We start from the raw sequence: 19,257 nt of genomic DNA, 5'->3' as shown, positions 1-19,257 counted from the left end.
GCTGACGCCCGCGCCTACTTGCCGCCGTTCAGCCTTTCACGCAGTTCCTTGCCGGTCTTGAAGAACGGCACCCATTTCTCCTCGACCTCGACGGATTCGCCGGTGCGCGGATTGCGGCCGGTGCGGGCGGGACGGTTTTTCACCGAAAAAGCGCCGAAACCGCGCAGTTCGACCCGGTTGCCTTCGGCAAGGGCGTCGGTGATTTCATCGAAGATCGCGCCGACGATGTTTTCGACGTCGCGCAGGAAAAGATGCGGATTGCGCGTCGCAATAATCTGCACAAGTTCGGACTTGATCATGAGACGGATCCCCGTGAAAGCAGTGCGGTCAAAATTATGAGGATGATTTTATTTGCTTTTTTCACTTGCCCCAAACGCATCTCAAGGGTGCCAGACGGAAACGAGACCGTCAAGAAACAAGCGGTCGGCGCCGAGATCATGGATTATGTCGCCGCTGGAGGCCGGCAGGCCGAGCGCGCTGCCGATCGTTTGCGCCATCGCCTTGGAGAACAGGAAGCCGCCGCGCCGTTCAGTGTCCTTCCATTCGACGACCTCGAGTTTGGCATCGACGCCCTTGGTCGCCAGCCAGTTGACGGCTTCGGTCTCGCCGCCGACAGCGTCGATCAGTCCGTTGGCGACACCCTGGCGACCGGTGAAGATCGAGCCGTCGGCAAGCGCCAGCGCTTGTTCGCGGGTCATCTTGCGGCGCTCGGCAACGATGCCGACGAACCAGTCGTAGCTGTCGAGGATGAGCTTGCGGACCATGGCGCGCTCGTCGTCATTGGTCGGCTTGAAGGGGGAGGGCGCGGCTTTCAGCGGCGAGGATTTCACTTCCTCCAGTTTGACGCCGAGCTTGTCCATCAGGCCGCTGACGTCGGGATACTGAATCAGGACGCCGATCGAGCCGACGATCGAGGTCTTGCGGGCAACGATATGATCGGCGGCACTGGCGATCATATAGCCCGCCGATGCGGCGAGCGTGCCGACCTCGGCCACGACAGGCTTGTCGGCGGCCAGCTTGCGCACCTCGTCATAGATCGATTCACCGCCGACCGTGGTGCCGCCAGGCGAATCGATCGACAGGATCACGCCTTTCACCTTCGACGACAGACGAATGGTTTCCAGTCGCTTGATCAGTTCCTCGTCCTCGGTGATCGTGCCTTCGATCTTGACCTTGGCGATATGGTCGACCACCGAGCCGCCGAAATCGTCGCGATAGAACCAGGCTGAAAGCGCAATCACCCCGAGGGCTACGATGCCGATCGCGGCAACGCGCCAGAATGTCAGCTTGCGCCGCAAGCGGCGGCGGTCGATCAGGTCGTCGGCTCTCATTGCCATGGTCAGCCTTTCAGTCGGCGGGAGGAGACGCTTTTAGACCATGATCCTCCTATCGGGAAGCAATTCTCTTTCCCGGCAGTGTCTCAGTTTGAAATTTGCGGAAACGCCTAATCCTTTGGCCGAGTTGTGCAAACGCCCTATATACCGGAAAAAGGCATAGGAGACGTCATGATCGCCAAACACACAACCGCCGAAGATATGGCTCGAACTGTCGGCGTCGACCCGAACACATTCCGCGAAGCGTTGCGTAACGCGAAGCACCCTCGGAAACGCAACACTGATTGGGAAGTGAAAATTGGCAGCCAATCATATTCGGGAATGCGCACCGTTCTGGTTGGTCTCATACAGCGGAAGGTGGCCTGACGCCGACCGGATCTAAGGGCAAAAGCGCCTCGCCGACGTGATCGGCAACGCCGCATACACCATCGACCGGGCCGGCCAGGCGGGGCATCCGACATCTCCCCTGGCGTATTTGCGCAATCACCGCGAGGTCGGGCGGCGAGACAGACAACTGATAAATCTTACGCCGAGTGTCTGTTTCTGCTATGGAGAACGTGCGGTTGTGCGGATCTCGTTTTCATCTGTACAAGAGCGGCTGTCACATTTTTGCGGTTTTCGTGGGCTTGTGCTTGCTTGAAGGCGCCGGCGTCCCACCTATAGGCGGTGCTCCGGGGTGGGCAGGGGGTTTAGAAGAAAGCAATGAATGTTAGCGCGACCGACTGAACCGACCAACGCCGAGATGGAGTTGGTTCCCCCGGCGGATGGCCGGACGCGTGGCGACGCTTTCGACCGCGCGCAGCGCCATTCGCGCCGCGTGCGCGTTCTCAAATTTGCCGTGCCTGTGGCCGCGGCACTGATCGCCATCGCTTTCCCGGTCTATTCCTATCTCGCCGCGCCCGTCTCCGTCTCGGTCCAGGCGGAAGGCACGGCCTTTTCCAACGGCAAGCTGGTGATGGCCAATCCCAAGCTCAACGGGTTCACCAAGCAAAAGCAGCCCTATTCGATGACGGCCCTGCGCGCCATCCAGGATGTCGGCACGCAAGGCATCATCGAACTGGAAGGCATCGACGCCAAGGTGCCGGTCGCGTCCGACAATGTGGCGGCGATCAAGGCCTCGCGTGGCACCTACGATCGCGACGGCAATACGATGAACCTGACCAGCGACGTGACGATCACCACAACCGACGGCATGCAGGCCAAGTTCAAATCGGTCTTCCTCGACATGGGCAAAGGCACTATGAAGACGGGAGATCCCGTCGATGTCAGCCGGGGCGGATCGCGGATCACAGCGGATACGATGTCGGTCCAGGACAATGGCAGGATTCTGGTCTTCGAGAACAAAGTGCGCGTCAACATCGATTCCGCCGCCTTGAAGACGGCAGAGGGAAACAGCGGAGAAACCAATGCGGCTCAGTAGTTCGACGCGGCTCGCGGCTGCAACTTCAGCGTTGCTGCTGCTCGGGCTGGTGCCGTCATTGGCGCAGACCACCAGCCAATCAGGCCTCAAATTGTCCGGCGACAAGCCGATCCAGATCGAAAGCGACAAGCTGGAAGTCCGTCAGGCCGACAGCCTCGCCATCTTCACCGGCAATGTCAGCGTCGTCCAGGGGCCGACATTGATGAAGGCCGGCAAGATGATGGTCTACTACGTCAAGGATCCCAACGCCGGCGCCAAGGGCACGGAAGCGGCTGGCGCGGCGGCGATGACTGGCTCGGCCAACATCGACCACCTGGAGATTTCCGACAAGGTCTACATCAAATCGGATGCGCAGATCGCGACCGGCGATCAAGGCAGCTTCGATATGAAGAGCCAGGTTCTGGTGCTTTCGGGCAAAAAGGTCGTTCTGTCGCAAAACGACAACGTCCTGGTTGGCTGCAAGCTGACCGTGCAGATGAAAAGTGGGCTGGCCCAGGTTGATCCGTGCGCTGGGCAACGCGTCCAGATGTCGATCACCCCGCCGCCGAAATCGGGAGCGACGAACCCCTGATGGCCAGCCTGTCGTCGCTGACGGCGCGTCTTCCGGGACGGGCCGCCGGCAAGCTTTCGGCGCCGGCCACGGTGACCGTCGATGCGGGAAAGTTCAAGGGAACCCTGATCGCCAAGGGTCTGACCAAGAGCTACAAGGGCCGCAAGGTCGTCAGCGGCGTCACCATCGGCGTGCGTGCCGGCGAGGCTGTCGGGTTGCTTGGCCCCAATGGCGCCGGCAAGACGACCTGTTTCTACATGGTCACGGGCCTGGTGCCTGTGGATGAAGGCACGATCGAGATCGATGGCTTCGACGTGACCTCGATGCCGATGTACCGCCGTGCGCGCCTCGGCATCGGCTATCTGCCGCAAGAGGCCTCGATCTTCCGCGGCCTCAATGTCGAGCAGAACATCCGCGCCGTGCTGGAAGTGGTCGAAAAAGACCGCAAAGTGCGCGAGCGCAATCTCGACGAGTTGCTCGAGGAATTCCACATCAGCCATCTGCGCAAGTCGCCGTCCATGTCGCTCTCCGGCGGCGAGCGGCGGCGTCTGGAAATCGCGCGTGCGCTGGCGACCCGTCCGGCCTACATGCTGCTCGACGAGCCTTTTGCCGGCATCGATCCGATCGCCGTCGCCGATATCCAGCAATTGGTACGCCACCTGACGGCGCGCGGCATCGGCGTGCTTATCACCGATCACAATGTGCGTGAAACGCTTGGCCTGATCGACCGCGCCTATATCATTCATGCCGGCCAGGTGCTGACCCATGGCCGGGCCGACGAAGTGGTGGCAAACGCCGATGTGCGGCGGCTTTACCTCGGCGAGGGTTTTACGCTCTGAGCGTGAAATTTGTTTCCTGACACGATTTTTTGCGCTCGCGGAGCTCTTTTTCCTCGATTTTGCTCCGCGATAACGCTCCGGTAAGTGGGTTTTGCTAGCAATTGCCTTGACAAGCAAAAGCCGGGCCAGTTTCTATGACCGGCTGCAAAAATTGTTCTCCGGAAGTCCGGATGCGTAGACGAGGCGTTTGAAACCAAACCATGGCGTTGGCGGCCAAACTACAGCTACGACAATCGCAGTCGCTGGTGATGACGCCGCAGCTGATGCAGTCGATTCGGCTGCTGCAGTTCACCCATCTCGAGCTCGAGCATTTCATCGACGAGGAGATCGAGCGCAACCCGCTGCTGGAGCGCGCCGAGCCGCAGGACGATGCCGTCAGCGACCAAGCGCAGAAGATCGAGGCGGAGCCGCAAGCCACCGCTGAAGGCGACTGGTTCGAAAACGAGACGCAGTGGAGCGCCGAGGCGATCTCGGACAAGCTCGACACATCGCTGGAAAACCTGTTTCCCGACGACCCGGGCACCAGCGAGCGGCTCGGCCCCGACCTGACGGCGCAATGGAAATCGGCTTCCGGCAACGGTGCCGGTTCCTCATCCGAGGGTTTTGACGCGGGCGACATGGCGGCCGCGGCGATCACGCTGCGCGACCATGTCAGCGAACAGGTCGCGCTTGCCTTCGCCGATCCGGCCACCAGGCTGATCGCCGCCGACCTTGCCGACGGCCTCGACGAGACCGGCTATTTGCGCGCCGACATCGCCGAGATCGCCGCCCGTCTCGGCACCGACATTGCCGTGGTACGAAAGGTGCTGGCGGTGTGCCAGGCCTTCGAGCCGGCCGGCTTGTTTGCCCGTGACCTTGCCGAGTGCCTGTCGCTGCAGCTTGCCATGCGGGACCGGCTCGATCCCGCGATGAAGGCGCTGATCGCCAATCTCGAACTCCTGGCGCGGCGTGATTTCCACGCGCTGAAGCGGATTTGCGGCGTCGACGAGGAGGATCTGCTCGACATGCTGGCCGAGATCCGGGCGCTCGATCCCCGGCCTGGTATGGCGTTTTCGGGTGGCGCCAGCGACGCGATCGTTGCCGATGTCGAGGTGCGTGCGGCCAGTGACGGCAGCTGGACGGTCGAACTCAATGCTGAAACGCTGCCGCGCGTGCTGGTCGACCATATCTATTTCGCCCAGGTCTCGCCGCAGACGAAGAACCAGGCGGAAAAGGATTTCCTGACCGAATGCCTGCAAAACGCCAACTGGTTGACGCGCAGCCTCGACCAGCGGGCAAAGACGATCCTCAAGGTCGCCTCGGAAATCGTTCGCCAGCAGGATGCTTTCCTCGTCCATGGCGTGCGCCAGCTGAAGCCGCTCAACCTGCGCACGGTGGCCGATGCCATCGGCATGCACGAATCGACGGTCAGCCGGGTGACCGCTAACAAATACATGCTGACGCCGCGCGGCGTGTTCGAACTGCGTTACTTCTTCACCGCCTCGATCGCGGCGTCGGGCGGCGGCGATGCGCATTCCTCGGAAGCCGTGCGCGATCGCATCAAGCAATTGATCGATGAGGAAAAACCCGCCGACGTGCTTTCCGACGATGCGATCGTCGACATGTTGCGGGAGAGTGGCGTCGACATTGCCAGGCGCACGGTCGCCAAGTACCGGGAAGGCATGAATATTCCCTCCTCGGTGCAGCGCCGGCGCGAGAAACGGGCAATGGCCAGCGCCGGGCGCTGACGCGGTTCGATTTTCCACAGGCCAGCACTTCATTGACAAGCCGCGGTGAAGTGGCTAGAAGCCCGCCCGCATGAGACGGGCTAGATGCCTGCATGCGGATGGTCCGTCACGACGTTGGCCTCGGGACGGTCAAAAGGCGGCTTGTGATCAACCGGAAAGTTCGGATTTAAAATCGGCGCAAGTGACGCCGCAAAGCTTGTGCGCACGGATCACGAGTATAAACTCGGGCCAGTTTGAAGCCTGAGCAAGGAAGGTCAGTTTTCAGATGAATCTGCGCATATCGGGAAAACACATGGATATCGGCGATGCGTTTCGCACACGCATCAATGACCGTGTCGGCGAGGCGATCGGCAAATATTTCGATCGCGGCTTTGCCGGACACGTCACGGTCATCAAATCGGGCTCGCGCTATTCGGCGGATTGCATGATCCGGCTGGATTCCGGCGCTTCTCTGCAGGCTACCGGCGATGCCCAGGATCCGACATTGGCCTTCGAGGCCGCGGCGGATCGTCTGGAGACCCGCCTCAGGCGCTACAAGCGGCGGCTGAAGTCGCACAGTTCGGGTGCCGCGAATGGCGAGCTGACCGACATTGCCTACACCGTGATGGCGCCGCTTGCGGACGACGACGAGGATATTCCGGAGAATTTCGCACCGGCCATCGTCGCCGAATCGACCATGACGCTGAAGACCATGTCGGTGGCGTCGGCGGTCATCGAGCTCGACAACAAGGACAGCCCGGTCTTCGTCTTCCGCAATGCCGGAAACGACCATCTCAACATCGTCTATCGCCGGCCCGACGGAAACATCGGCTGGATCGACCCGTTCACGACCAAGGTCGCACAAGCGTGACGACCACCGTCGCACTGGGATAAGAACCGGCCGCACGAGGGGTGGGGACCGGTGACGGCAGGCGAACAAGGGATTTCAAGCATGGATCTGAGCGATCTTATCAACGTTCCGGCAATATTGCCGGCGTTGAAGGCGAACTCGAAGAAGCAGCTGCTGCAACTGCTGTCCGAACGGGCAGCGGCGATTTCCGGCATTCCGGAACGGGAGGTGTTCGACACCATCCTGCAGCGTGAGCGGCTGGGCTCGACCGGCGTCGGCAACGGCATCGCCATTCCGCACGGCAAGCTGGCCGGCGTGAAGCGCATCGCCGGGGTTTTCGCCCGGCTGGAGACGCCGGTCGATTTCGAATCCCTGGACGATCAGCCGGTCGATCTGGTGTTTCTGCTGCTGGCGCCGGAAGGGGCTGGCGCCGACCACCTCAAGGCCCTGTCGCGCATCGCGCGCGTGTTGCGCGATGCCGACACGGTGGCCAAGATCAGGGGCACGCGCGACGCCGCGGCAATTCACGCGCTTTTGTCGGACACCCAGGCCTCGCACGCGGCCTGAATTTTCAGGACGAGACCGTCGCAAGGGCCGCCACGGGCGGCCCTGGTCGTTTCAAAAGGGTATTATTCTTAGAGCGACGCAATTCCGGGCGGAAAACCGTTTCACACTTTTCCTGGAATTGCTCTTAGTGAATGGCGACCGTGATCAGGTCGTTTTCCATGGCGCCAGCCAGTGCGCGGTCACGCGCGTCCGAAAGCAGGATCGGCTGGCCGTTGGCGGCAAACAGCGCCCACAGTTCCATGCCGGGCGCGATTTCGCCGAGGTTGGGGAAACGGCCGAGCAATTCGTCGCTCGAGACCTTTCTGAGGTAAGCGACCGAGCCCTCGCCGAGATGAGCGAATTCGCCATTGGTCATGGTGATAGTTTCAGTTCTGGTCATTTCAAAGCCTCCTTGGCGCGAGGACGCCGCTCAAGGCCATCCCGCATGAGAGCCATCGGTAAAGATCAGTCTTTCACCGATATGTTTATTTTCCGTACCAGCCGTTCGGACTCCGGCCGATCGAGATCGATCGACAAAAGGCCGTTCTTCAGTTCCGCCGCGATCACCCGCATGCCGTCGGCCAGCACGAAACAGCGCTGGAACTGGCGCGCGGCGATGCCGCGATGAAGAAATTCGCGCTCGGTGTCGTCGGTCTGACGACCGCGCACGACCAGCTGGTTTTCCTCCGTGGTGACATCGAGATCGCTTTCGGCGAAACCGGCGACCGCCAATGTGATGCGCAACCTTTCGGTGTTGCCGTCGGCGCCGCTGAGGCGTTCGATGTTGTAGGGAGGGTAGCTGTCACCGGATTTCGCCAGGCGTTCCAGGGTCTTTTCCATGGCGTCGAAACCAAGGAGAAGCGGGCTGGAAAAGGGCGTCATTCGGCTCATGTTACACTGTCCTCTCAAGAGCGACATAAAGTGGAAAAACCCAGATGGCATTTTTCCCGATGGTCTTGATATGGTCCGCCCCGCGACCAAGTTCAAGCCGTCAATAGACCCGCCCAAAAAGACCAGATCGTGGACTCACAGGAATGATCGGCATGGCGCTTGAAACGGCGAACAGATGCAACGAGAAGCGCGCAGGCCGGGATCGTCTTCCCAGGTCGAGCGGTTCAACATGGCAGCTCGCGGCCGCTTCGGCGTCATTTGGATGTTTCGGTCAGATTCGTTCAAGTCCATGGCCTCGCCAAACAAGGAATTGAAATGCCCCATACACGCAAGATCATCATCGACACGGATCCCGGCCAGGATGATGCCGTCGCCATTTTGCTGGCGCTCGGCAGCTCCGAGTTGGAGATCGTCGGCATCACCGCCGTTGCCGGCAACGTGCCGCTGAAGCTTACCGAAAAGAATGCCCGCAAGATCTGCGAGCTGGCTGGCCGCCCGGACATCAAGGTCTATGCCGGCGCTATCCGGCCCCTGATGCGCGAACTGGTCACCGCCGAGGAAGTGCATGGCAAGACCGGTCTCAACGGGCCGCAATTGCCCGAACCAAAGATGAAGCTGCAGGAGCAGTACGCGGTCGATTTCATCGTCGAGACGCTGATGACGGAAGAAAGCGGCACCATCACGCTTTGCCCGCTCGGGCCGCTCACCAACATTGCGCTGGCGCTGATCCGCGAGCCGCGCATCGCACCGCGCATCAAGGAAATCGTGCTGATGGGGGGCGGCTTCTTCGAAGGCGGCAACGTCACGCCGACCGCCGAATTCAACATCTATGTCGATCCGCATGCCGCCGATGTCGTACTCAAATCCGGCATTCCGATCGTGATGATGCCACTCGACGTCACCCACAAGGCGCTGACCACCGCCAAGCGCACGCAGACTTTCCGCGCGCTCGGCACCAAGGTCGGCACCGCAACCGCGGAGATGCTGGAATTCTTCGAGCGTTTCGACGAGGAGAAATACGGCACCGACGGCGGGCCGCTGCACGACCCTTGCGTCATCGCTTATCTGCTGAAGCCTGAACTCTTCAAGGGTCGCAACTGCAACGTCATCGTGGAAACCGCCTCGGAACTGACCATGGGCATGACCGTGATCGACTGGTGGGGCGTTACCAAGCGGCCGAAGAACGCCATGGTGATGCGCGACATCGACCATGACGGGTTTTTCGCTCTGCTGGTGGAGAGGTTGGGGCGGCTTTAGGGCCCTCTTTGCCTTCTCCCACAAGGGGAGAAGGCAAAGGCGAACTACTTCGACCGTGAAAACGCCAGCCACAGGCCGCCACCGACCATGAAGCTGCCGCTGATCCTCGACAAAAGCTTGATGCGGCTGGCGGACAGCAGGCGCCCGGCGCGCCCGGCGGCCAGCGCGTATGTCGAATCCGACATGGCAGCGAAGATCATGGCGGTGAGGCCCATGACGGCGATTTGCAGCGAGTAATTGCCTTGTGGCGAAATGAACTGCGGAAAGAACGCGCCGAAGAAAATCAGCGTCTTGGGGTTGCTGAGCGCCACCAGCAGGCCCTGCAGGAAGAAGCCGCCGCGCGGCTTCCTGGCGGTTCCATCGGCGTTCAGCGTGCCCTTGGAACGGAACATCTGGACGCCCATCCAGATCAGATAGGCGGCACCGATGAGCCGCACCCATTCGAACCAGTGGCCCATGCCCGAAATCAGCGTGTTGAGGCCGATGCCGACGATGGCGATCATCACGGCAAGCCCGGCCTGCGTGCCGGCGACATTGGCGAGGCCGGCGCGGGAGCCATGGCGAATGCTGTTGGCGATGATCAGCGTGACCGTCGGTCCGGGCACCAGGATGATGACGATGCAAGCAAGGACATAGGTGGCGTAGAGTTCGAGCGACATGATTTTTCCCTGGGAATGCCGCCGATGCGGCGCAGCTGAGGACAATCAATGCATGGCGGCGATAGCGATGCAAGCCGGTGCGCGACGTGCCGCGACACGCCAGTGCATGCGGCTCAGGCGCCCGCCGGCCAGGGCAGCGTTGCCTCGTAGGCAGCCGCCGCCTTCAGCACGCCAAGGTCGCCGCGCGGCCGGCCAATCAGCTGCATGCCCATCGGCCGCCCCTTGTCGTCGAAGCCGACCGGCACGTTGACCGCCGGGCAGCCGCCCAGCGTGGCGAACGCGGAAACCTGCATCCAGCGGTGGTAGCTGTCCATCGCGCGTCCGGCGATCTCACGAGGCCAATGCGTGCTTACGTCGAAGGGGAAGACCTGCGCGGTCGGCAGCGCGATGAGATCATAGCGGTCGAAGAGCGACAGCAACGTGCGATGCCAGCACGTGCGGATGACCGAGGCGGCGCGGATCCGCGGCGCCGTCAGCCGCATCGCGTTCTCCACTTCCCAGATGGCTTCCGGCTTGAGCAGGCGGCGTTTCCCGGGGTCGTCATAGTGGGTCTTGAGAGCACAGCCGCTGCTGGCCTGCCGCAGCGTCACGAAGGCCTGCCAGAGCGCTTCGAAATCGAAACCCGGCAGCAAGGGTTCGGTCAAGAAAGATGCCTCCGCGAACCGGCCAAGTGCTGCCTCGCACAAGCCGAGAATACCTGTCTCAACCGGCAGCTCGCCGCCGAGGTCACTGAGCCAGGCGATCCGGCCGCCAGTCGCTTTTGTTGCAAGCCCTTCGAGGAACGAACCCGGTTTCTCATAGGACAATGGCGCGTACGGATGATAACCCGCCTGCACATCGAGCAGGAGTGCCATGTCGGCGACATTGCGACCCATCGGCCCGTCGACGCCCATCTGCGCATGAAAGACCTCGAGATCCGGTCCGCCGGGAACAAGCCCCTGTGACGGGCGGAAGCCATAGACATTGTTCCAAGCGGCCGGGTTGCGCAGCGAGCCGCCAAAGTCGCTGCCATCGGCGACCGGCACCATGTCGAGCGCCAGCGCCACCGCCGCGCCGCCGCTCGAGCCGCCGGCTGTCAGGGCCGGATCGAAGGCGTTGAGCGTCGGCCCGAAAACGGTGTTGTAGGTGTTGGAGCCAAGCCCGAATTCGGGGACGTTGGTCTTGCCGATAATGATGGCGCCGGCGTCGCGGATGCGCTCGACGAAGAAATCGTCTTCCGGGGGCACGAAATCGGCGAAGATCGGCGAGCCGAAGGAGGTCCTGATGCCTGTGGTCGAGGCGAGGTCCTTGATGGCGATCGGCAGGCCGAAGAGGGGGCCGGCTTCCGCTCGCACCGGATTGGCATCGGCCGCGTCGGCTTCGCGCAGGATGTCGCCGCGGTCGCGCAAGGAGACGATGGCGTTGACCAGCGGGTTGACCGCCTCGATGCGGTCGAGGAATGCCGTGACCACCTCGCGTACCGAAAGTGTCTTCCGGCGGATCGCGTCAGCGAGTTCGATGGCGGACAGGCGGCAGATGTCACCGGCCGGCGTCACGGCATGCTTTGTCCGAGGGCACAGCATCTCAACGGGTTTCCTGCAACGCCTGGTCGACATCCCGGGCCAGCGGTATCGCCGGCTGGGCGCCCGGCTTGAGGCAAGCCAGGGAACCAGCCGCGCCGGCGCGCGCCAGCGCCTGTTCGAGCGTAAGGCCGGACGACAGACCGGCGGCGAAATAGCCGCAGAACGTATCGCCGGCGCCGACCGTGTCGACAGGCGTGATCTTCCGTGCCGGAACGGTGTGGAAATCGGTGGGCGTCGCCGCCACCACGCCGTCGCCGCCGAGCGTGACGACGATGGTGTGGCCGGTCTTCCCAGCAAAGTCGCGCATGCGCGCCGCCCGATCGCGGCCTTGCAGTGACAGAGCTTCGCCATAGAGATCGAATTCAGTCTCATTGGCGACGGCATAGTCCGCTTTGCCGAGAAAGCCGGCTGCTGCGCCCTGGAAGGGTGCTGTGTTGAGCACGGTGATAGCCCCGGCCGATCTTGCCTGGTCGAGGGCGGCTTCGACGGTCGCCAGCGGAATCTCATGCTGCAGCAGCACGACATCGCCCTGTTTGAAAAAGGCCTTGGAGAGATCGCCGGGCACCACAGACGCGTTGGCGCCCGGTATCACGGCGATGATGTTCTCGCCGTCGTCGCCGACCATGATCAGCGCCGTGCCAGTCGAGGCGTGGGTCTCGGCGACGCCGGACAGGTCGACCTTGCCGTCGCGCAGCAGCGCCAGCGCGTCGGCGGCGAAGCTGTCCTTGCCAACCGCGCCCACCATGCGCACCAAGGCGCCGGCGCGCGCGGCGGCCAGCGCCTGGTTGGCGCCCTTGCCGCCGGGCGCGGTGGTGAAAGCCGAGCCGGCCACCGTCTCGCCGGGGCTCGGCAGGCGGTCGACATTGGCGATAAGGTCGAGGTTGATCGAGCCGATGACGATAATCAAGCAAGGCCTCCTGGCAGTACAAATTCAAAGTGTCGGAGCGTCCTCGTTGGTCCGCGCGGGCGCAGGTCGTTTACAGTCGTGCGGGAAGCTAACCTGTAAGGCGGCAGCTTGCCAGACCGCGCGACGGGTTTGCCTCGATTTGAGGCATCGTGGCTTATTCACAGCGCACGGTGACCGTGCCCTGATAGGTGCCGGCGGGAAAGATACCGCTCGATTTGGTGGCGGTGAGGTCGACCTGCACGGTGTGGGTGCCGTTGACAACCCGCTGCGGCACACTTCCGTTGATGTCGACCCCCGAGCCATCGAGGCGGAAGACCGAGGCGAAGATCACGTTGGTGTCGCCGCCGCTCGGCGCGGACGAGAATGCGGCTGGCGCCGGCGCCGAAACCGAATAGCAATCCAGCAAATTGAACAAGGAACACAGCTGCGAGCTTGCCACGACAGTGGCGCTCGCGCTCGATCCGCCTGCCTGTTTGGAACCCAGTATGCCGATGGTGGGATTTGCAGTCATTGTTCCCGACGTCCCGACCATGATGGTGCAGGTGCCAATGATCGCCGCTTGCAGCGGAAAGCAGAAGCCGGCAAGTGCTGCCATCGCAAGCAGCGCGCGGTTATTTCTTCTTCTTTTTCTTGCCATCGCCGGTTCCGGTCCTGATGCTCCAGCCTTCGTTGGCCCATCCGGGTGATGCGGCCGCGGGAGCGCTGGCGGCCACGCTCGCCGTCTGGCCGTCGGCGCCGAGGCCCATCTTGAGGAGTTTCAGTTCCAGCTGCAGGCGGTCGACCTCAAGCTCGTAGAGGCGGCTGCAGTCGATGCGTTTCGGCGTACGCCCGATCGGGATCACCACCCGGCCATAGGTGGCAACGCTGTTGTCCGACTGGCTGTTGCCTCTGATGACGCCGAGATCGACATAGGCGCCGGTGCCGGAGACCGCGGAACGGCAAGTGGTGCCGTCCGCGGCATGGACCTCGTCCTGGCCTTGGGGCAAGGTGACGCCGGGCAGGTTGAAGCCGCTCTCGTTCTGGTTGAGATTATAGACATCCTCAGCCAGAACCGGCGAAATACAAGCCGTCGCAGCCGCGAGCGCGAATGTCAGGATTTGCGGCGCCCAAAGAACTTTCCGCATATCTGTGCCCTTATCTGCGTCTGTTGGTTGGGAAAGGGGATGCTTTCGGTACAGATACGCACCTTACGCTCGGCGGCGCCGTCGAAGGGCACGACCACAAGGACAGGACGGGAAGCCTGGGAAGCCAATTGGAAGACACTCGGAGAGATTCTGGCGGCTACTGGCTGAAAATCCTGATCGTAGACGTGGATTTCGACCTGGATCTTCCGGTCGTAGGGATTGGCGGGGAAAACGCGGACAGCGAAGACGTCGGTGAAGCTGTTGACCTCGCCACGCATCGGCGACATCGACTGCGCCTTGACGGCAATGGGTGCCAATCCGACGGCCACTGCCGTCGCCAGGATTCGAGCATGTTTCAAGGATCCCTCCTTCGCTACGGCGTCATTCGCAGCGCAGCGTTACCGTTGCCTGATAGTTGCCGGAGGCGAAGCGGTTGCTGCCACCCTTGGTGCCAGCGAGATTGACCGAGACGAGGTCGGCGCCGGAGGTTCCGATGCTGGTGGCCGAGCCAGTCTCAACGATAGAATGCGTGCCCGCGGCGGAGTAGGTCGGTGTCCAGGTCGTCGACGTTACGTCGGCCGAAGGCACCGTCGTCGTGGTGACCGGATCGACGCTGAGTGACACACCTCCGGTTGTCGTCAGCGTCACGGTTCCGGCAGAACCGCCGCTGTTGTGGGAACTGAGGGACTGCAGATCGGGGCTGACCGTCATCGTGCCATTGGTGGCAATGACAAGCGTGCAGGTCGGCGTGATCGTGCCGTTGAAAATGACATTTTGCGTCGTGGCCAATGCGGTCTGGTCAAAACAGGCAACCAGCAGAACTGCGCCGAAGGCGGCGCGACACAACGTCATCGAGACCTCCTATCAAGCCGGATCGCCCGAATTAATATGGGTCATCATCACTTTATCGTGGTTAATTTAGAGTTAACTAAAATAATAACTGAAAATAATAAACATGATAACCGGAGGTTGCATTCGGTTGCAAGCAAGCAAAATTAGACAAGAAATCCTAATTATACTTGATAATATCGATATTCACGATACCTGCCCGGCTTCCCAGCCCAGAATGGCGCGCTTGCGGGTCAGGCCCCAGTGATAGCCGGTGAGGTCGCCGGACTTGCCGATGGCGCGGTGGCAGGGCACCACGAAAGAGAGCGGATTGGCGCCGTTGGCGGCACCGACCGCGCGGCTGGCGGACGGCGCGCCGATGCTGGCGGCGATCGACGAATAGGTTCGGGCCTTGCCCATCGGGATCTTGAGCAGCGCCTCCCAGACCCGAACCTGGAAGTCGGTGCCGATCATGACGACATGCAGTGGCTGATCGGAGCGCCACAGCGTCGGGTCGAAGATGCGCGCGGCATAGGGGCCTGTAGCAGTCATGTCCTCGACATAGATGGCGTTCGGCCAGCGGCTGGACATGTCGGCGAAGGCGGCGCGTTCCTCGCCGGGGTCGCTGAAGGCGAGGCCGGCAAGCCCGCGGTCCGTGGCCATGATCAGGGCAGTGCCGAATGGCGAGGGATGATAGCCGTAGCGGATGGTGAGCCCGGCGCCGCGTGTTTTGTAGTCGCCCGGCGACATCGCTTCATGGGTGACGAAAAGGTCATGCAGCCGGCCGGGGCCGGACATGCCCAGTTCGAACGAGGTTTCAAGCAGCGGCATGCCCGAATCGAGCAGCCTGCGCGCATGATCCAGTGTTACCGCCTGCAGGAAGGCTTTGGGCGACAGGCCGGCCCAGCGGGTGAAGAGTTTTTGCAGGCCGGTCGGCGTCTCGCCGACCTCCTCGGCCAGTTCTTCGAGGGAAGGCTGATCGCGATAGTCGAGGCTAATCTTCTCGATGGCACGGCGCACGATCTCATAGTCGCTGCCTTGCGGCGTGATGTCCTTTTCGAGGATCGCTGTGTGTGTGCTCATGGAACTGTCTCCTTGAGCCGGAATATCGCCCCTTGGGGCGTCGATCGCCACCCGAAACTTGCCTTCTGGCCGCGCATGCCCAGATAGACTCCGATCTCGAGCCCAGGAGTCGCCCATGGCTGCGAAAAAGCAGATCTCACCGGGGCAAAGGAGACCTTGCTGATGACGCTCTACGGCAAGGCACCGGAGAGCCGGTTGCCGGATTCGCTGCTCGGGGACCGTTTCGCCGACAGGGCGGTGCGCAGGATCGACTATGATTTCTCCAGGCTCAAGGTCGACGGCAATCTCGGTGTCGGCCTGGCGATCAGGGCAAAGACGCTGGACGTCCGCGTCGAGGACTTTCTCGCCAGAAATCCTGATGCCATCGTGCTGCACCTCGGTTGCGGGCTCGATACGCGCATCTTCCGTGTTGATCCGCCACCAGGCGTGGACTGGTTCGATGTCGACTACCCCGAAGTCATCGAGCTCAGGCGCAAGCTTTACCCTTCCCGGCAGCATTACCATCTGGTCGCCTCGTCGGTGACCGAACCCGGCTGGCTAACTGAAGTGCCCCGCAATCGCCCGGCCATCGTGGTGGCGGAAGGGCTGACGCCATATCTCCCTGCCGATGAAGGGCCACGCCTGTTTGCGCGGCTTGTCTCGCATCTTGCCAGCGGCGAACTGGTGTTCGACGCCTACAGCCATTTCGGCCTGAAGCTGCTTCGTCTCAATCCGACCATCAAGGCGACAGGCGCCGAGGTTCATTGGGCGATCGACGATCCGCACGAACTGGAGCGAGCCGTCCCGAAGCTGCGATTCGTCGAGGACATCTCGGCCTACAAGCCCGAACACGCCGCCCGCATGGGCTGGTCCGCGAAACTGTTCGTTCGCCTTTGGACATACATTCCCGCATTGCGTAAGGTCGGCAGGCTTTTGCGCTATCGGTTCTGAAGCGTCCTCTCTGTTCGGCGCGCTTTCCCGCGAAAACCGCTTCACCCTTTTCCTGGAATTGCTTCAGCGCGCCTTGGCGGTCGCCAGCGCCCGTGAAAAAGCCGTGGCAAAGCTTTCTCGGGAGTCTGGGTCCAGGAAGGATCCGATCGGCACGTTCTGGCCCTGGCCTTCGACCGTCATCCGTGTGATGCCGATCTCGGCATGACGGGCGACCGAAAACCGCGCCCAGAACGGATTGAAGCGATGCGCTTCCGATTTACCGGATGGCGCCGTCTTGCGGATGTCGAGGCTGGTGCGCGAAACCGACACTTCCTCGCGGGCACGGGCGGCCCGATAGTTGACACGGAAGGCGATATAGACGGCGGCCACGTCGAGGCCGAAGAAGCCAAACACCGGCCAGGCACCGCGCGACAGGAAAAACGCGCCTGTCACCAGCCAGCCGAACAGCAGCGCGCTCATCAGGATGAAGAAGCCTGTCCGGCCCAGCGACCGGTGCGGGGTCAGCAGGGCGCGAAAGAATGGTTCGTCGGCCTGAAACGAGGCGTTTGTGTCGCTCATGGCGGGATATTATAGGAGGGAAATGACGAGCCCCAAGTCCAAAGATTCTTCCATCTCCAAAAAAGAGCTGCTGCCCGGCCGGCGTGATGGATCGAACGCCAAGCCGCGCCCGCGGCCGGTGCGGCGCACTTCGCGCTACAGCCCGGCCGAAGTGCACGAGATCTTCCGGCGGTTTTCCGTCCAGAGGCCGGAACCGAAGGGTGAACTCGAACATGTCAACGCCTTCACGCTGCTGGTCGCGGTGGTGCTGTCGGCGCAAGCAACCGATGCCGGTGTCAACAAAGCGACACGGGTGCTGTTCAAGGCCGCCGATACGCCGCGCAAGATGCTGGCGCTGGGCGAAGCCAAGGTCGGCGAGTACATCCGCACCATCGGGCTTTGGCGCAACAAGGCCAAGAATGTCATTGCGCTGTCGCAAGCGCTGATCCGCGACCATGACGGCGAGGTGCCCGACGACCGCGATGAATTGGTCAAGCTGCCGGGCGTCGGGCGCAAGACCGCCAATGTCGTGCTCAACATGGCCTTCGGCCAGCACACGATGGCGGTCGACACCCATATTTTGCGCATCGGCAACCGGCTCGGGCTGGCGCCCGGCAAGACGCCGGAACAGGTCGAGCAGGGGCTGCTCAAGATCATCCCTGATGAATATATGCGCCACGCGCATCACTGGCTGATCCTGCATGGCCGCTATGTCTGCAAGGCGCGCAAACCGGATTGCCCGGCCTGCGTCATCGCCGACATCTGCAAGGCAGAGGTGAAGACGACCGATGTGCCGGCACCACTGGTCGAGCTCGCACCGCTTGAAGCGGCCACCGCCTAAAAATCAGTAGCCGTAGCCGCGCGCCATCGCCGCCGCGAAGACTGGGATCATCAGGAAGATGAAGGCCTCGGCGCGGCTGTAGGTCTTCACCGACGCAAGCTCGGTCGCCGGCACCAGGAACGAGGGATTGGCGCTCGCCTGCCTTTTCCAGGAAATGAAGCGCACCGTCGGGATGATCGACAGCAGCCCGACCATGCCAAACGCCGCCATCTTGGCCCAGAACACCCAGTTGTAGACGTAGAATTCCCAACCCTTGAGGCCATAGAAGACGCGGCCGATGCCAACGATGATGATCAGCGCGGCGATGATGCCATAGTGGCGGTCGATGCCGGCGAGCCGCTTGAGCGTGGCAGCGGCCAGATCGCCGCGGATCAGAACGAATTCGGCGCCGATGATCCCCGCCAGTGAAAACACCAGCACATGATGGACAATGGCAAGCACAAGGTCGGTGGTGTCCATGTTCGTTCCCCTGGGTTTGACGGTCCGGCCCGCACCTGAAAAGGGGGTGCGGTTGCAGGTGCTGAATCAGCCTGTCGTGAAAATAACACCGTCGCGCAAAATTCCCATAGCGGCGCCTGGATGATAGGCCCTATCGCCCTGGCCCTTGCACCGCGTCGGCGATTTGCTAAGCGCTGACGATCCGTGCGAGGCAGATCTCATGAACAATCCACAAACGACCGGCGCTCCTGTCATCGAGACGAAGCGAACCACCCTGCGGGCACACCGGCTGGGCGATTTCGACACCTATGCCGCGATGTGGACCGATCCGGTCGTCACCCGTTTCATCGGCGGCAAGCCGCGCACGCGCGAAGAGAGCTGGATGCGCTTCCTGCGTCACGCCGGCCTGTGGTCGCTGCTCGGCTATGGTTTCTGGGCGATCGAGGAGAAGGCTACGGGCCGTTTCATCGGCGAAGCCGGCTTTCACGATCTGAAGCGCGATATGGAGCCGTCGATCGAAGGCATTCCCGAGGCCGGCTGGGCGCTGGTTCCAACTGTTCACGGAGCAGGCTTCGCCACCGAGGTGGTAGGCCGCGTGCTCGCATGGAGCGACGAGGCGTTCGGGCGGGCGAAGACCGTCTGCATCATTGATCCGGAAAACGCCGCTTCGCTGAGGGTCGCGGCGAAGTGCGGTTACCGGGAAGTGGTGCAGATCACCTACCATGATACCCCGACCATCCTGCTGGCGCGGTGACCCTAGCGCCAGATCCAGATCTCCGGTCGAATCGATCTGAGATCTAAATCCGCCTCTAAATCAAAGGGATAGACCATGATGTCGTCCGAAAAGCCGCTTCGCACTTTTCGGCATCATGCTCTAGAGCGGGATGATTTTAGGTTCGGTCATAGCCGGCCTCGAGGAAGTAATTTCGGCATTCGTTTGAAGTGACAATTTCGA

25 protein-coding genes are annotated in these 19,257 nt (G+C 62.0%); 11 read left to right on the top strand and 14 right to left on the bottom strand.

What is annotated here, in order from left to right:
* Nucleotides 1-14: 14 nt before the first annotated feature.
* Together NKG99_RS17680 and sppA are read right to left on the bottom strand one after the other, a co-directional pair.
* Entirely contained in the window at nucleotides 15-299 is a 285-nt protein-coding gene (locus NKG99_RS17680; protein ID WP_006200394.1) for an integration host factor subunit beta, read from the bottom strand.
* Nucleotides 300-380: 81 nt separating this feature from the next.
* Complete coding sequence (gene sppA / locus NKG99_RS17675) at nucleotides 381-1,337, bottom strand: signal peptide peptidase SppA (RefSeq protein ID WP_352869916.1); 957 nt, start codon at nucleotides 1,335-1,337, stop codon at nucleotides 381-383.
* 168 nt (nucleotides 1,338-1,505) lie between these two features.
* Between sppA and NKG99_RS17670 the strand changes: the two genes are divergently transcribed.
* From NKG99_RS17670 to ptsN, 7 genes are all read left to right on the top strand, one after another.
* Nucleotides 1,506-1,700 (top strand): hypothetical protein, encoded by a 195-nt coding sequence (locus tag NKG99_RS17670; protein WP_352869914.1) that lies wholly within the window; start codon nucleotides 1,506-1,508, stop codon nucleotides 1,698-1,700.
* Nucleotides 1,701-2,040: 340 nt separating this feature from the next.
* A complete protein-coding gene (gene lptC / locus NKG99_RS17665; RefSeq protein ID WP_352869912.1) occupies nucleotides 2,041-2,754 on the top strand; it encodes an LPS export ABC transporter periplasmic protein LptC in 714 nt (237 codons plus the stop codon).
* Complete coding sequence (locus NKG99_RS17660; protein ID WP_352869910.1) at nucleotides 2,741-3,325, top strand: LptA/OstA family protein; 585 nt, start codon at nucleotides 2,741-2,743, stop codon at nucleotides 3,323-3,325. The genes lptC and NKG99_RS17660 overlap by 14 nt, the downstream gene beginning before the upstream one ends.
* Entirely contained in the window at nucleotides 3,325-4,143 is an 819-nt protein-coding gene (gene lptB, locus NKG99_RS17655) for an LPS export ABC transporter ATP-binding protein (protein WP_352869908.1), read from the top strand. The genes NKG99_RS17660 and lptB overlap by 1 nt, the downstream gene beginning before the upstream one ends.
* 200 nt (nucleotides 4,144-4,343) lie before the next feature.
* Nucleotides 4,344-5,870, top strand: a complete 1,527-nt coding sequence (gene rpoN / locus NKG99_RS17650) for an RNA polymerase factor sigma-54 (protein WP_352869906.1) — start codon at nucleotides 4,344-4,346, stop codon at nucleotides 5,868-5,870.
* 265 nt (nucleotides 5,871-6,135) lie between these two features.
* On the top strand, nucleotides 6,136-6,720 hold the full coding sequence (hpf, locus tag NKG99_RS17645) for a ribosome hibernation-promoting factor, HPF/YfiA family (RefSeq protein WP_352869904.1): 585 nt from the start codon (nucleotides 6,136-6,138) through the stop codon (nucleotides 6,718-6,720).
* An 81-nt stretch (nucleotides 6,721-6,801) separates the two neighbouring features.
* Nucleotides 6,802-7,266 (top strand): PTS IIA-like nitrogen regulatory protein PtsN, encoded by a 465-nt coding sequence (gene ptsN / locus NKG99_RS17640; protein ID WP_013529589.1) that lies wholly within the window; start codon nucleotides 6,802-6,804, stop codon nucleotides 7,264-7,266.
* A 124-nt stretch (nucleotides 7,267-7,390) separates the two neighbouring features.
* Here the strand turns inward: ptsN and NKG99_RS17635 are convergent, their stop codons facing one another.
* Both NKG99_RS17635 and NKG99_RS17630 read right to left on the bottom strand, forming a co-directional pair.
* The gene (locus tag NKG99_RS17635; protein WP_352869902.1) at nucleotides 7,391-7,645 is read right to left on the bottom strand and encodes a BQ00720 family protein; all 255 of its coding nucleotides are present in this window, start codon (nucleotides 7,643-7,645) and stop codon (nucleotides 7,391-7,393) included.
* Between the two features lie 65 nt (nucleotides 7,646-7,710).
* Nucleotides 7,711-8,136 carry an Hsp20 family protein gene (locus NKG99_RS17630; RefSeq protein ID WP_352869900.1) on the bottom strand — a complete coding sequence of 142 codons (426 nt, stop codon included), beginning with the start codon at nucleotides 8,134-8,136 and terminating at the stop codon, nucleotides 7,711-7,713.
* Between the two features lie 315 nt (nucleotides 8,137-8,451).
* Here NKG99_RS17630 and NKG99_RS17625 point away from each other — a divergent pair, with 315 nt between their 5' ends.
* Nucleotides 8,452-9,393: a nucleoside hydrolase gene (locus tag NKG99_RS17625; RefSeq protein ID WP_352869898.1), complete on the top strand. Its 942-nt coding sequence runs from the start codon at nucleotides 8,452-8,454 to the stop codon at nucleotides 9,391-9,393.
* A gap of 44 nt (nucleotides 9,394-9,437) precedes the next feature.
* Here NKG99_RS17625 and NKG99_RS17620 read toward each other — a convergent pair whose 3' ends face one another.
* The 8 genes from NKG99_RS17620 to NKG99_RS17585 all read right to left on the bottom strand — a co-directional run bounded on the left by NKG99_RS17620 (nucleotide 9,438) and on the right by NKG99_RS17585 (nucleotide 15,556).
* Nucleotides 9,438-10,052, bottom strand: coding sequence for a LysE family translocator (locus NKG99_RS17620; RefSeq protein WP_352869897.1), 615 nt, complete (start codon nucleotides 10,050-10,052; stop codon nucleotides 9,438-9,440).
* 113 nt (nucleotides 10,053-10,165) lie between these two features.
* Nucleotides 10,166-11,614 carry an amidase gene (locus NKG99_RS17615; RefSeq protein ID WP_352869896.1) on the bottom strand — a complete coding sequence of 483 codons (1,449 nt, stop codon included), beginning with the start codon at nucleotides 11,612-11,614 and terminating at the stop codon, nucleotides 10,166-10,168.
* 1 nt (nucleotide 11,615) lies between these two features.
* Entirely contained in the window at nucleotides 11,616-12,521 is a 906-nt protein-coding gene (locus tag NKG99_RS17610; protein WP_352869895.1) for a ribokinase, read from the bottom strand.
* 154 nt (nucleotides 12,522-12,675) lie between these two features.
* Nucleotides 12,676-13,158 (bottom strand): hypothetical protein, encoded by a 483-nt coding sequence (locus NKG99_RS17605; protein WP_352869893.1) that lies wholly within the window; start codon nucleotides 13,156-13,158, stop codon nucleotides 12,676-12,678.
* Nucleotides 13,133-13,645, bottom strand: coding sequence for a hypothetical protein (locus tag NKG99_RS17600; protein ID WP_352869891.1), 513 nt, complete (start codon nucleotides 13,643-13,645; stop codon nucleotides 13,133-13,135). The genes NKG99_RS17605 and NKG99_RS17600 overlap by 26 nt, the downstream gene beginning before the upstream one ends.
* Nucleotides 13,612-14,004 (bottom strand): hypothetical protein, encoded by a 393-nt coding sequence (locus tag NKG99_RS17595; protein WP_352869889.1) that lies wholly within the window; start codon nucleotides 14,002-14,004, stop codon nucleotides 13,612-13,614. The genes NKG99_RS17600 and NKG99_RS17595 overlap by 34 nt, the downstream gene beginning before the upstream one ends.
* Nucleotides 14,005-14,026: 22 nt before the next feature.
* On the bottom strand, nucleotides 14,027-14,497 hold the full coding sequence (locus NKG99_RS17590; RefSeq protein WP_352869887.1) for a hypothetical protein: 471 nt from the start codon (nucleotides 14,495-14,497) through the stop codon (nucleotides 14,027-14,029).
* Between the two features lie 183 nt (nucleotides 14,498-14,680).
* Complete coding sequence (locus NKG99_RS17585; RefSeq protein ID WP_352869885.1) at nucleotides 14,681-15,556, bottom strand: methylated-DNA--[protein]-cysteine S-methyltransferase; 876 nt, start codon at nucleotides 15,554-15,556, stop codon at nucleotides 14,681-14,683.
* 162 nt (nucleotides 15,557-15,718) lie between these two features.
* On the opposite strand from NKG99_RS17585, the gene NKG99_RS17580 reads away from it, so the two are divergent.
* Nucleotides 15,719-16,486: a class I SAM-dependent methyltransferase gene (locus NKG99_RS17580; RefSeq protein ID WP_352869884.1), complete on the top strand. Its 768-nt coding sequence runs from the start codon at nucleotides 15,719-15,721 to the stop codon at nucleotides 16,484-16,486.
* A gap of 63 nt (nucleotides 16,487-16,549) precedes the next feature.
* Here NKG99_RS17580 and NKG99_RS17575 read toward each other — a convergent pair whose 3' ends face one another.
* On the bottom strand, nucleotides 16,550-17,044 hold the full coding sequence (locus NKG99_RS17575) for a DUF2244 domain-containing protein (RefSeq protein ID WP_352869882.1): 495 nt from the start codon (nucleotides 17,042-17,044) through the stop codon (nucleotides 16,550-16,552).
* Between the two features lie 22 nt (nucleotides 17,045-17,066).
* Between NKG99_RS17575 and nth the strand changes: the two genes are divergently transcribed.
* Entirely contained in the window at nucleotides 17,067-17,864 is a 798-nt protein-coding gene (gene nth, locus NKG99_RS17570; protein WP_352869881.1) for an endonuclease III, read from the top strand.
* A 3-nt stretch (nucleotides 17,865-17,867) separates the two neighbouring features.
* Here nth and NKG99_RS17565 read toward each other — a convergent pair whose 3' ends face one another.
* Nucleotides 17,868-18,323: a DUF2214 family protein gene (locus NKG99_RS17565; RefSeq protein ID WP_352869879.1), complete on the bottom strand. Its 456-nt coding sequence runs from the start codon at nucleotides 18,321-18,323 to the stop codon at nucleotides 17,868-17,870.
* Nucleotides 18,324-18,522: 199 nt separating this feature from the next.
* On the opposite strand from NKG99_RS17565, the gene NKG99_RS17560 reads away from it, so the two are divergent.
* Nucleotides 18,523-19,056, top strand: coding sequence for a GNAT family N-acetyltransferase (locus NKG99_RS17560; RefSeq protein WP_352869877.1), 534 nt, complete (start codon nucleotides 18,523-18,525; stop codon nucleotides 19,054-19,056).
* The last annotated feature ends 201 nt before the right edge of the window (nucleotides 19,057-19,257 follow it).

The organism is Mesorhizobium sp. M1409, from assembly GCF_040317535.1.
Taxonomy (GTDB): Bacteria; Pseudomonadota; Alphaproteobacteria; order Rhizobiales; family Rhizobiaceae; genus Mesorhizobium.
This window is presented reverse-complemented; position numbering and strand designations above follow the sequence as displayed.

Excerpts from the sequence above, each read along its gene's own strand:
- NKG99_RS17615 (WP_352869896.1), bottom strand. The coding sequence starts at position 11,614 with ATGCTGTGCCCTCGGACAAAGCATGCCGTGACGCCGGCCGGTGACATC.
- hpf (WP_352869904.1), top strand. The coding sequence starts at position 6,136 with ATGAATCTGCGCATATCGGGAAAACACATGGATATCGGCGATGCGTTT.
- nth (WP_352869881.1), top strand. The coding sequence starts at position 17,067 with ATGACGAGCCCCAAGTCCAAAGATTCTTCCATCTCCAAAAAAGAGCTG.
- NKG99_RS17605 (WP_352869893.1), bottom strand. The coding sequence starts at position 13,158 with ATGGCAAGAAAAAGAAGAAGAAATAACCGCGCGCTGCTTGCGATGGCA.
- NKG99_RS17620 (WP_352869897.1), bottom strand. The coding sequence starts at position 10,052 with ATGTCGCTCGAACTCTACGCCACCTATGTCCTTGCTTGCATCGTCATC.
- NKG99_RS17580 (WP_352869884.1), top strand. The coding sequence starts at position 15,719 with ATGACGCTCTACGGCAAGGCACCGGAGAGCCGGTTGCCGGATTCGCTG.
- lptB (WP_352869908.1), top strand. The coding sequence starts at position 3,325 with ATGGCCAGCCTGTCGTCGCTGACGGCGCGTCTTCCGGGACGGGCCGCC.
- NKG99_RS17630 (WP_352869900.1), bottom strand. The coding sequence starts at position 8,136 with ATGAGCCGAATGACGCCCTTTTCCAGCCCGCTTCTCCTTGGTTTCGAC.
- NKG99_RS17625 (WP_352869898.1), top strand. The coding sequence starts at position 8,452 with ATGCCCCATACACGCAAGATCATCATCGACACGGATCCCGGCCAGGAT.
- NKG99_RS17590 (WP_352869887.1), bottom strand. The coding sequence starts at position 14,497 with ATGACGTTGTGTCGCGCCGCCTTCGGCGCAGTTCTGCTGGTTGCCTGT.
- rpoN (WP_352869906.1), top strand. The coding sequence starts at position 4,344 with ATGGCGTTGGCGGCCAAACTACAGCTACGACAATCGCAGTCGCTGGTG.
- NKG99_RS17600 (WP_352869891.1), bottom strand. The coding sequence starts at position 13,645 with ATGCGGAAAGTTCTTTGGGCGCCGCAAATCCTGACATTCGCGCTCGCG.
- NKG99_RS17565 (WP_352869879.1), bottom strand. The coding sequence starts at position 18,323 with ATGGACACCACCGACCTTGTGCTTGCCATTGTCCATCATGTGCTGGTG.
- sppA (WP_352869916.1), bottom strand. The coding sequence starts at position 1,337 with ATGGCAATGAGAGCCGACGACCTGATCGACCGCCGCCGCTTGCGGCGC.
- NKG99_RS17560 (WP_352869877.1), top strand. The coding sequence starts at position 18,523 with ATGAACAATCCACAAACGACCGGCGCTCCTGTCATCGAGACGAAGCGA.
- ptsN (WP_013529589.1), top strand. The coding sequence starts at position 6,802 with ATGGATCTGAGCGATCTTATCAACGTTCCGGCAATATTGCCGGCGTTG.
- NKG99_RS17660 (WP_352869910.1), top strand. The coding sequence starts at position 2,741 with ATGCGGCTCAGTAGTTCGACGCGGCTCGCGGCTGCAACTTCAGCGTTG.
- lptC (WP_352869912.1), top strand. The coding sequence starts at position 2,041 with ATGTTAGCGCGACCGACTGAACCGACCAACGCCGAGATGGAGTTGGTT.
- NKG99_RS17635 (WP_352869902.1), bottom strand. The coding sequence starts at position 7,645 with ATGACCAGAACTGAAACTATCACCATGACCAATGGCGAATTCGCTCAT.
- NKG99_RS17575 (WP_352869882.1), bottom strand. The coding sequence starts at position 17,044 with ATGAGCGACACAAACGCCTCGTTTCAGGCCGACGAACCATTCTTTCGC.
- NKG99_RS17670 (WP_352869914.1), top strand. The coding sequence starts at position 1,506 with ATGATCGCCAAACACACAACCGCCGAAGATATGGCTCGAACTGTCGGC.
- NKG99_RS17680 (WP_006200394.1), bottom strand. The coding sequence starts at position 299 with ATGATCAAGTCCGAACTTGTGCAGATTATTGCGACGCGCAATCCGCAT.
- NKG99_RS17585 (WP_352869885.1), bottom strand. The coding sequence starts at position 15,556 with ATGAGCACACACACAGCGATCCTCGAAAAGGACATCACGCCGCAAGGC.